The following is a 10,223-nucleotide window of genomic DNA, read 5'->3' as shown; positions in this document are numbered from 1 at the left end:
TTCTCATGGTGTTTTGGTTTGGGTTTAGGCTTGGGTTTTTCGATGGGTTTGGGGGTGGGGGGTGTAGATTCGGCGTGCTGGAGATGTTGGGAGCGTGTATCAATGCTTGCCAAACTCATGGTCATGCTCTGGGTACCTGCTTGGGCTAGATTCTCCACCTTGAAAGGGTCATTTGTAAAGATAAACCATAGCCCAACGGCATAAAGGACTGCCGTAATCGCAAAACTAACACTTGTTGAAAACTTACTTTTTTTCTGTAGAGATGGAGAAGTTTTCATGATGTTGATCTTTGAGAATGTCTATAATGTTGATAAAAGTCCCAAATTTAGAGTCTTTGTCGCTCCGCAAGTCTATTAAGACTTTAGGGTCCGTCTTGGCAATGAGGGCACGCAAATCCTCTAGACTCTTGGGCTTGTCATCAATGTAAATCCCATCGGCTTTATCCACCACAATGGTGATTTTCTTCTCCTCTTTTTGTTGTTTTTGCGCGCTACTAGCACTGGGCAAGCTAACCTTAATCTTGCCTTCCGCGATGAAAGTTGAGACGCTCAATACAATGGCAAGCAAGACCAACATCACGTCGATAAAGGGGACAATATTGAGTCCATCACCGCGCCGTATTCTAGATCGCATGCCCTAGGCCTTCTTTTTGGTTAAAAGCCTAAATTGTTCGGATAACACATCTACTTTTCTGAGCAAGGCGTTATACACCATCAAGGTAGGGATTGCCACAAGTAACCCAAAAGCGGTAGCCTTGAGGGCTAGAGATAAGCCCAGCGTGATTGCCTTAGCATCTAGCCCAGTGGTGCTCGTACTCATGTCATAAAAAGTAACCATCACACCTAAAACCGTCCCTAAAAGCCCCACATAGGGGGCATTGGAGTAGATGATGTAGAGCGAAGTGAGGTTTTTGGTCAAGTCCAAATCCAATTTTTCGGGGTCTTCATATAGATTGAAATCCAATTTCGTATAAAAGATAATGCGCTCAATGGTGAACCACAGCGCAATAAAACTCATGATCCCCAAAGCCGTGAAGATGCCAATATCCACATATTCGCCCACCAATTTGACAGAGAATCCTTCGCCCATAACCATCCTTCTATTCTAATCTTAGAAAATTGAAGTGTGTATTGTATTGTCTTTGTAATAAAAAGTCAATATAAAAGTTTTTTTTATAACAACAAGAATAGATATAACTATTCTTCTTATTTTAAGCCCCACCCCCCTAAAAACTACATGCTTTTGGGGATTTCCACCTCGTCATAGCTCAAAGCGGCTTTGAAGATAGTCTGGACCTTAGCCAAAATAAGACGCACGGTTGCAACATCCAGGGCCTTGATATCAAGCAACAAGCGTTCTAAACGGGCGGGTTGATAACCATCAACACGCACAAGCATAAAAACCTCTTGGTTGTTAGGGTTGATATATTCGCCTAATTGGACTTCCTGATCGAGGCTGGCTGCGATGGCTTGGGTGATTTGGGTAAAAATTACCTCATCATAGGGCTTTTGCCGGGCGTTCTGAGATTGCTTGTAAAACTCTTTGATTTTGTTAGCAATGTGGATGGCGACACGGAATCTGGCCCGCTCTCTAGCAATGCCCTCAGAACGCACCACTTGCCCATCGATGATATGTGAGCTATCAATTCCCCGATTGACATACATACTCTGATCTTCAATCATCCATCTGGGCATGTTTTGCAAAAAAACCCGCTTCTGGGGACTAGAGGCGCAAGCACTCCAAATCAAAGCCCCTAAAACGCTAGAAGCTAAGAGAAAACGCACATTGTACTGTGGAGACATCAAAAATCCTTTTTGGCCCCATTCTAACGAATTTTGCGAAAAACTGCAAGTTGGGTTTAACTCAACGCACCTTTGACTTCATTGACCCACGCTTCAATGCGCCCATCGGTGAGGTCATCTTGGTTATCTTCATCTAAAACAAGGCCGACAAATTTACCATTTTCAACAGATCGAGAACCTTCAAAATTATAACCATCTGTAGAAGTAAAGCCCACAACTTTACCCGCTTTGGCTTTTTCGTAAATATGGAAAATGCCTTCCGCAAAGGTATCTGAATAAGTGTCTTGATCGCCTAACCCCACAAGTGCAATGGTTTTGCTAGCAAAATCCGCATCATCCAAGGTCCCCAAAAATTCCTCCCAATCGGCTTGCAAATCACCCGCACCAGCTGTAGGTGCAACCAAGATCACAGAACTAAAGCTATCAAAATCGGCTTTAGAGGCTTTGCTCACATCAAAGACTTTTGCACCACCAAAGTGCCCTGCGATCTTGTTGCTAATGGTTTCAGAATTACCACTATCCGTCCCATAAAAAATACCAACTGCCATAACATTCCTTTGATTGATAATTTCCAAGCCAAAGCTGGCTTGGTGCTATTCTATCCAAATTTTTGGAATCTCAGATTAATAACAAGCACTAGAGAGTTTGAAGGGAGTTTGTTTATGGGGGTAATGCTCAATGCTCAGGCTAAAGAGGTGTGTTTGTTTGGGGGCTAGGACCACTTTAAAAGTTTGGATATAGGTGTGCTCAAAAAGCCATTGGTAGAGAAACTCTTGAAGCTTGTTACTTGCTGGTTTGAGCACATCCAAACGCAAGGCGCATTGGTGGATTGTCATGCGTCCTTCATTAGTGATTTGCACTCTAGCCTCAAATGCATCGGTGTAGGTAAAGGCGTAGGCTTGCTCCACTTGAGCATGGATTTTAAAAAGCTGTTGGTCTAGGAGATAATGCACGCCAAAGGGGGCACCAAAAAGACAGATAAAAGAGAGCATGTACAAAAAAGTGGCAATATACCCACGCACCGCCAATCCCAAGATAAAAAAGCAAAGAAAAAACGCATAATGCAAACAAAAGATCACCACCGCAAATAAACTGGTGTAATTCCAAAAAATCCGCAAGTGCTCTTGGATACTCCCTAAAATGCTCTCCATGCAACTTACGCCCTAGTTATTTCCCTTCAACATGCCCAGCTAGACTTTTGGGCTTACTTTTAGTATCTAGCCAGATATTGGGCACGGCACCACCGGGGACCAAAAAGATTTGGGCATTTTTATTCGTTTTCAAGGCTTCATTGAATTGTCCTTGTGTTTCAATTTGACGTAATTGCAAGAGGCGTTCATTTAAGCTCTGCCCAATGTTCAAGTTAGCAGTCGACTTAGCTTTAGCTTCAATCACGATCGCATCGGCAACACCCTGTGCCCTAATGCGATTAGCATCTGCCTCACCCTTAGCCAAGGCCGCCGCCTTTTGGGCTTCTTGTTTGGCGCGTTCCACCTCGTATTTGACTCGCTCGGATTCCTGACGTGCAATCTGTACTTTTTCAATCTGTTCTTTGATCTTAGCGGGTAAGACAATTTCGCGTAGCTGGATAGAGGTCAATTCCACCGGAGAGTTAGGGAGCTTAGAGACCTCTTTATTGATGTCGGTATTGATCAAGGCGGCAATCTCGTTGCGCTTAATGGGCAAATCCTCAGCTGGGTAGCGCCCCACCACCGAGCGCACCACATCGCGCACCACCGGGTTGATGATTTTTTGCTCCCAACTCAAGCCATAGGTGGCGATGGTTTGGGGCGTGGTTTGAGAGTTTAGGCGGTATTGCACGGTGAGCTCGATAGAAACCGTGAGTCCCCTAGAGTCCATGACATTGATCGCGTCGTTGCGGAAAATCCCTTGATTCTTGCCCACAATGCCCATATCTTCTGTGCGGGAAAAGTTAATGGTGCGCACGCGCGTATCGATCACCAAAATATCCTGCACAATGGGGATAAAAAAGTGAATCCCGGGTTGCAGGGGAATGGGGTCGTATTTACCCGCCGTGATTTTAATGCCAATTTCACCCGATTGGATTACCATGAAGGGTTTGGCCAAGATGAGCAAGATCACCACGATAATGACAATGATCAGGCTTGTAAATCGTTTAGATTGCAAAAAATTAGAGGGCAAGGTGGGGGGCTTGGGGTTGTTGCTCTTGGGTGGGTTTGGATGATTGGGGGTATTATTTTCAGGGCTAGGGGTCTGTTTGCGCTTCAGGTGCTCGTTTAGATCAATGGGCATTCATTTCCTTCTTAATTCAAGGGGGTTAAATAGTGATTAAAATGATTGAGTTGTCCTCTGACAAGTTGCATATAAGTTTTGGATAGGGCTTGGGTGATGGGGGCGTTATTGGGGTTACCGATTTCTCTAAAGTCTAGGGATTTAATGGGCGTGATCTCTGCCCCCGTGCCCACAAAAAAGGCTTCTTGTGCCGTGTAAATTTCCTCACGCACCAAGCGTCTTTGCAAAGTGGGGATTTTGAGGTGGTGGGCTAACTCTAGGATGGTTTGGCGGGTGATCGAATCCAAAGTTGAATCCAAAGGCGGGGCAACGAGTGTCCCCTTAGAAACAATGAACAAACTTTCAGCCGAGCCTTCTGCCACAAAGCCCTGTGTGTCTAAAAGCAAGGCTTCCTCGCACCCGCATAACAAAGCCTCTTGTTTGGCTAGATGCGAGTTTAGATAATGCGCACTGGCTTTAGCGCGATTAGGGCTAGCTTGCACGCTAGGCTTACTAAATGAGCTGGTTTTGACCTTAATACCATGTATCTCATTCGCTCTCCATTGCATAGAAGCGATGATTGTATGGATGGGGGGGGTGGGGTTGCATACGCCCAAAGTCCCCAAACCCATAAAAATTAAGGGACGGATATAGGTATCTTCACCACATTGATTCGCCCTTAAAAGTTCTAGAGTAGCCTGTTCGAGCTGTTCTAAACTATAGGGAATCTCTAGCATCAGGGTTTTAGCCGAGTCTAGGAGTCGTTGGAGGTGATCGTGCAGTCTAAAGACGAACATACCCTCGGGGCTTTTGTAGGCACGGATACCCTCAAAAACGGCATTGGCATAGTGCAGGCTATAGCTCAAAACATGGATAGTAGCATCCTTAAAATCCACTAATTTTCCATCTTGCCAAATATAGGGGGAGTTGGCATAAGTAGCTGGGATTGGCATGTTATCTCCTCGTGCGGTTTTTATGAGATCGCCCGTGTGGTTTGCTAAATTTGCCCTTAGAGGCGTGTGGCGTGGCTGTGCGTGTGTGGAGGACCTCCTCTAGGTTGATCTTGTGGCTTTTAAATTGCAAGCTCAAGAGCTTTAAAACTAGCTGAGAGGGCTCAAATTGCTCGGTGAGTTGTTCATACAAGCTCACCACTTCCGCATCCACATCGACTTTGTTTAAGGCTTGCACTAAGCGATCTTCATCCATGTTGGGGATTTCATAAAGCTCAATGCTAGAGCCGATCTCTTTTTGCATGCGCAAAAGTTCTTTATACTCTAAAGGGGTTACTAAAGTGATCGCCACGCCCTTTTTGCCCGCGCGCCCCGTGCGCCCGATGCGGTGGATATAACTTTCGGTGTTGAGGGGCAAGTGGTAATTAAACACATGGCTGACGTCGCTAATGTCCAAGCCCCGACTAGCCACATCGGTAGCGACCAACACATCGGCACGCTTGGTCTTAAAGGCCTGAATAGACTCACGACGCGCGCGTTGTTCCATATCACCATGTAGGGGTGTGCTCTTATAGCCCTTGGCACTCAAAAATTGGTGCAACTCATCAACTTCGCGTTTCATACGCATAAAAATAATACTCTTGGTGTGGTTTTCTTTGTCCAACAAACGCATGATCGCCTCGTTGCGTTCATGTTCGTTGATCACATAGAATCGTTGGGAGATGTCCGCATTGGTGACATGGGTGGGGGCGATGTGGATGGAGATGGGGTCTTGTAAAATCTTGTTGGCTAAATCCCGAATGGGTGGAGGCATGGTGGCGGAGAATAACAAAATCTGCGCTTCACTGGGGAGGTAGTCAAAAATCTCCTCAATATCATCTAAAAAGCCCATGTCTAACATCTCGTCGCTCTCATCAAGCACCACCACTTTAGGGGAGAAGTTCTTGAGTCGTTTGTTTTTGAGGTGATCTAAGAGGCGGCCCGGCGTAGCGATCATCACTTGGGGGTTGCGCTCCAAAAGCTCGCATTGTTTTTTGATACTTTGCCCGCCATAAACACAAATGGTGCGGGTGCGGGAATTTTTACCCAGCTTAAAGACCTCATCGCTAATTTGCATGGCTAGCTCTCTAGTGGGTGTGATCACCAAAGCCTCAATGCTCTTGTCGTTTTTGAGATTTTGGATAATGGGCAGAGCAAAAGCGGCGGTTTTGCCCGTGCCTGTTTGGGCTTGGGCAATCACATCTTTACCCTCTAGGACAGCGGGGATTGCCTTTTCTTGAATGGGGCTAGGCTGGGTGAAACCCACATCGGCGATGGATTTTAAAATCCTCGAGTTCAAGCCCAAATCTTTAAAAGAACGGGGTACAATATCTGATGGTTGGGGAATTTGAGGGGTGGGATTTTGTTCTGGCATGGGGGTTTTCTTGATCCTTGCTTTAAGGTTTGATCGCGATCTTAGTTTTAAATAAATCCATAGTATTATATCAGAAATTCTAGCAGGATAACTGAATGTTTGATGATGCCTTGCTCTCTATTTTTGATCGCATGCCTCTTATTGCCTCTTTTTTAGCGGGGCTATTGGCTTTTTTAAGCCCTTGTGTGTTGCCCCTGCTCCCTGCCTATATGTCCTACATCTCCCAAAGTTCCCTAGATGAGCTTAAGAGTGGCCAGTTTAACCGCTTTGCGGTGTTGGGCAAGGCTTGTTTGTTTGTGCTAGGCTTTGGGCTGATCTTTTGGCTCATTGGTGCATCCATGGCTAAAATCATGCACAATTATTTAGTTGGTGCATGGGTGCGTTATGTCTCTGGGGGGATTGTGATCTTATTTGGCTTGCATTTTTTGGGCATCTTGCGTTTTAATTTTTTATACCGCTCCAAAAATTTTAACCTCTCGTTTGAATCTAAAAATAAATTCTTACAGGCATTAATGCCCTTTATCTTAGGGGCGGGCTTTGCTCTGGGTTGGACTCCATGCATTGGACCCATTTTTACCAGTATTGTCATTTTAAGTGGCTCGCAACAAGTCTATGGGATGGCACTACTTGTTGTGTTCATTGTGGGCTTTGGGTTGCCCTTTTTGGTGGTGGCATTGATGGTGCAAAGAGCCTTAGAAATGCTTAAAAAAGCACGCCGTTACGCCCATTGGTTTGAGATCGCCTCAGGGCTTGTCTTAGTGTTGATGGGCGCATTGATTATCAGTGGCAAGATGGACGATCTGGGCGCATTTTTGTTGCAATTTTAAGGAAGTGTGATGTTGCTCCAAAATGCCAGGTTAGAAAATGGGGAAATTACATGCGTGCGGGTTTTAGAGGGGGTGATCACCCAAATTAGCCCCCAGTTGCCAGCTAAAGCAGATGAGGTGGTGCTAGATTGCCAAAACAAGACCCTTTTACCCAGTTTGATCGATCTAGGTGTGTTTTTACACAATCTCAACACCTCCACTTATACCCAGCTCAAGCAACAAGCCTATAAGGGAGGTGTGGGGACTTTAATGGGAATCCCTCTAGCCCCGCTTTACTCGCTCAGCGAGCCCCGCATGGAGCCCTTAAGCGTGTTTGAGGATCACCAAGACAATTTAAATCCCCTAGACTATGGCGCGGTGCAAAGAGCCCTAGCTGATGGGGATTTGCTTTGTTTGCATCCGCTCAACAGCCAGCAACGCCTGCAAAACTTGAGCATGCTTTGCGATCAACTCTTAGAGCGTACAAAGGTTTGTCTCTACATTTACAATATAGAGGGGCAAAAACTTTTGCCCGCCCTAGATTATGCCAAAATGTTAAACTTGCCCCTGGTGTGTGGGGTGCGTGGGTATGAGGGGCGATCCAGTTTGGCGATGCTTGATGAAAGCCCCTTAGCCTATGAATTGGGTTTGCCCTCTGTGAGCCGCTTGATTCAAGTTAAAGAAGTGGGCAAATACGCTGGGTTAGCTTTACACACAAAATTAAGCGTGTTGCTTGATAGCGTGGTGGAGTTAGATGCGTTGCAAGTAGCCCAAGCCTTTAAATCTTTGGGCGCGCCTTTGTGGGTGCAAACCCCCTTGCACCATTTGATCCTAGATGAGAGCATTTATAAACATTACGATCCCCGTAGCAAGATTTTACCCCCCCTCAAAAGCAAAGCCCACCAAGAGCAATTACAAGCACATTTGGATCAAATTGACATCTTAACCAGCCTACACTATACCCATACCCCCCGTGTGCAAATCTTTGAAGATGCCCCCTTTGGGATGAATAGCATTGATCTGAGTTTTGCGCTAGCCTATACGTTCTTGATCAAGTCCCAAATCACCACTCTAGCACGGCTGGTAGAATTGATGGCCACCAACCCAGCACGCTTGCTAGGGCTAGATTATGGCGTGTTGGCTGTGGGCAAGCAAGCTAGATTAATGCTGGTGGATTTAGAGCAAACCTTTAAAGTTTCCAACCCGATCAGCATTTATGAGGGGCAAATGTTACAGGGGTGTGTGGAGTGGGTTTTACAAGGAGAGCAGATTGTCTATGCAAATCATCGGAGCTAGCTGGCTTTGGGTCTGCGATCCTAATTTTAGCATTCTTCAAAATAGCGGACTTTTAATCCAAGAGGGGCATATTGCCAGAGTGGGGGATTATGCGCACTTGGTGGATTCACACCCTAAAGCCTTGAGCGTGTTTTACCCCCATTGTGTCCTCTTGCCCGCTTTGATCAACCCCCATGTGCATTTTGAGTTTTCTAACCAGCAAGATAGCTTTGCGTATGGGAGTTTTGAGGCATGGCTAACCAGTGTTATCCAACAACGCGATCGCGTGTTACGCCACTCCCATAAAAGTATCCAACAAGCCATCGCTGAACAGCTCAAAAGCGGGGTGGCAAGCGTGGGGGCAATTAGTAGCTACGGGTTGGATCGCACTTTGCTAGCCAACTCCCCTCTAAGGGTGGTGTTTTTTGATGAGTTGCTTGGTGGCAGTGCACCCATTGAGCCCGCTTTGCAAACTTTCCAAGAACGCCATGCTCTCTCCTTGCAACATAAAAGCCCTACATTCACGCCCGCAATCGCCATCCATGCGCCCTACTCGGTACATAAAGATTTAGCCAAAAAGGTCTTAAGCACCATTAAAAGCCCCGTTATTTCGGCACATTTTTTAGAATCCCAAGCCGAATTAGAATGGCTAGAGCAACAAAAGGGCTGGTTTGCGCGCTTTTATACGGACATTTTAGGCGTGCCCAACCCCAAGCCCCTGTATCACAGCGTGGCGGAATTTTTAGACCTCTTTAAAAATCAACGCCTCTTGCTTGTGCATGGGCTTTTTGCTAAAGAAGAACATTTAAAATACGCTAAAAAAACCGCCCAACTGACCTTAATTAGTTGCCCCCGTTCTAACCGCTTATTAAGCGGGCAAGTGCTAGACCCAACCCCACTTAAAAAACTAGGTATCCCTCTTAGCATCGCCACCGATGGTAAAAGTTCCAACTACAACTTAGATTTTTTAGAGGAATTACGCACCGCCCTTTTTGCTTATCAAGCCCCATTGAAAGAATTAGCCATCCAGCTTATCCTGAGTGCAACTTGGCATGCCGCTCAGGCATTGGGCTTGAATAATGGGAGCTTGCAGGCAGGAAAATTAGCCGATTTGGCGATCTTTAGCTTTAAGGGCAAAGGCACACCTGCTGATGCGCTCAACTGGCTTTTGCACGCCAAAAAAGCCAAAGTCGTGTATGTGGGGGGAAAGTTGGTTATATGGCAAGCAAAGAACTAATGGCAAAAATCTTTAACACAAGGGCTTAAAGATCCGCCTGCTTTTTATAATAATTATGAAGAGGGCATTTGGGATAAACACGACAAAGAGAAAACCCCTATCCCTAAGATCGTGCAAGATTACGAGCTAGCCACGCACGCTTGTATCCTTACCGAAGAGAATTGCTGGGGAGGAGCAATCGGATACGCGCAGTGGGACTTCGCCTTTAATCTTTTAGTTTGGAAGTTTGACATGCCCTTGGGTAAAGACCTTAGCCCCACAACCCAACAAACTCGTTTGCGCCTCTTTGAAGAGAATACTTATGATAAAGACACGCTTGAAACCTATATCCAAGCTTTGCGCTTGGTCAATGTGAGTAATAAGCCTTGTTTCTTTTTAGACGCGCAAGACCAACTCCAAACCTTTAAATCTAACAATGCCCTATGCTTGGCATTACAAAAACACTTGACAAAGGAACAAAAGTAACTCGCTTATCTTAAAAATTCC

Annotated in this window: 12 protein-coding genes and 1 pseudogene; 4 read left to right on the top strand and 9 right to left on the bottom strand. The window is 45.7% G+C overall.

Annotation, left to right across the window (positions count from 1 at the left end):
• The 9 genes and pseudogenes from EAO36_RS07790 to EAO36_RS07750 form a co-directional block, all read right to left on the bottom strand.
• Positions 1-278, bottom strand: a pseudogene (locus tag EAO36_RS07790) (energy transducer TonB); the annotation flags it as partial.
• Entirely contained in the window at positions 244-633 is a 390-nt protein-coding gene (exbD, locus tag EAO36_RS07785; RefSeq protein ID WP_120948041.1) for a TonB system transport protein ExbD, read from the bottom strand. The pseudogene EAO36_RS07790 and the gene exbD, both read right to left, overlap by 35 nt.
• A 3-nt stretch (positions 634-636) precedes the next feature.
• Positions 637-1,089 carry a TonB-system energizer ExbB gene (gene exbB, locus EAO36_RS07780; RefSeq protein ID WP_120948042.1) on the bottom strand — a complete coding sequence of 151 codons (453 nt, stop codon included), beginning with the start codon at positions 1,087-1,089 and terminating at the stop codon, positions 637-639.
• Between the two features lie 143 nt (positions 1,090-1,232).
• Positions 1,233-1,802, bottom strand: coding sequence for a hypothetical protein (locus EAO36_RS07775; protein ID WP_120948043.1), 570 nt, complete (start codon positions 1,800-1,802; stop codon positions 1,233-1,235).
• Positions 1,803-1,858: 56 nt separating this feature from the next.
• Entirely contained in the window at positions 1,859-2,350 is a 492-nt protein-coding gene (locus EAO36_RS07770; RefSeq protein WP_120948044.1) for a flavodoxin, read from the bottom strand.
• A 75-nt stretch (positions 2,351-2,425) separates the two neighbouring features.
• The gene (locus EAO36_RS07765; protein ID WP_120955958.1) at positions 2,426-2,953 is read right to left on the bottom strand and encodes a DUF2393 domain-containing protein; all 528 of its coding nucleotides are present in this window, start codon (positions 2,951-2,953) and stop codon (positions 2,426-2,428) included.
• 16 nt (positions 2,954-2,969) lie between these two features.
• Positions 2,970-4,076, bottom strand: coding sequence for a prohibitin family protein (locus tag EAO36_RS07760; protein ID WP_120948046.1), 1,107 nt, complete (start codon positions 4,074-4,076; stop codon positions 2,970-2,972).
• Positions 4,077-4,087: 11 nt separating this feature from the next.
• Entirely contained in the window at positions 4,088-5,008 is a 921-nt protein-coding gene (locus EAO36_RS07755; protein WP_120948047.1) for a branched-chain amino acid transaminase, read from the bottom strand.
• 1 nt (position 5,009) lies between these two features.
• A complete protein-coding gene (locus EAO36_RS07750; protein WP_120948048.1) occupies positions 5,010-6,419 on the bottom strand; it encodes a DEAD/DEAH box helicase in 1,410 nt (469 codons plus the stop codon).
• A gap of 95 nt (positions 6,420-6,514) precedes the next feature.
• Here EAO36_RS07750 and EAO36_RS07745 point away from each other — a divergent pair, with 95 nt between their 5' ends.
• The 4 genes from EAO36_RS07745 to EAO36_RS07730 all read left to right on the top strand — a co-directional run bounded on the left by EAO36_RS07745 (position 6,515) and on the right by EAO36_RS07730 (position 10,202).
• Positions 6,515-7,246: a cytochrome c biogenesis protein CcdA gene (locus EAO36_RS07745; RefSeq protein WP_120948049.1), complete on the top strand. Its 732-nt coding sequence runs from the start codon at positions 6,515-6,517 to the stop codon at positions 7,244-7,246.
• 9 nt (positions 7,247-7,255) lie between these two features.
• Complete coding sequence (locus EAO36_RS07740; RefSeq protein ID WP_120948050.1) at positions 7,256-8,521, top strand: amidohydrolase family protein; 1,266 nt, start codon at positions 7,256-7,258, stop codon at positions 8,519-8,521.
• Complete coding sequence (gene mqnF / locus EAO36_RS07735; protein ID WP_185962978.1) at positions 8,502-9,737, top strand: aminofutalosine deaminase family hydrolase; 1,236 nt, start codon at positions 8,502-8,504, stop codon at positions 9,735-9,737. Before EAO36_RS07740 ends, mqnF begins: the two co-directional genes overlap by 20 nt.
• A gap of 111 nt (positions 9,738-9,848) precedes the next feature.
• A complete protein-coding gene (locus tag EAO36_RS07730) occupies positions 9,849-10,202 on the top strand; it encodes a hypothetical protein (RefSeq protein WP_120948052.1) in 354 nt (117 codons plus the stop codon).
• Positions 10,203-10,223: the final 21 nt, after the last annotated feature.

Source organism: Helicobacter mehlei, from assembly GCF_003660265.1.
Lineage (GTDB): Bacteria > Campylobacterota > Campylobacteria > Campylobacterales > Helicobacteraceae > Helicobacter > Helicobacter mehlei.
This window is presented reverse-complemented; position numbering and strand designations above follow the sequence as displayed.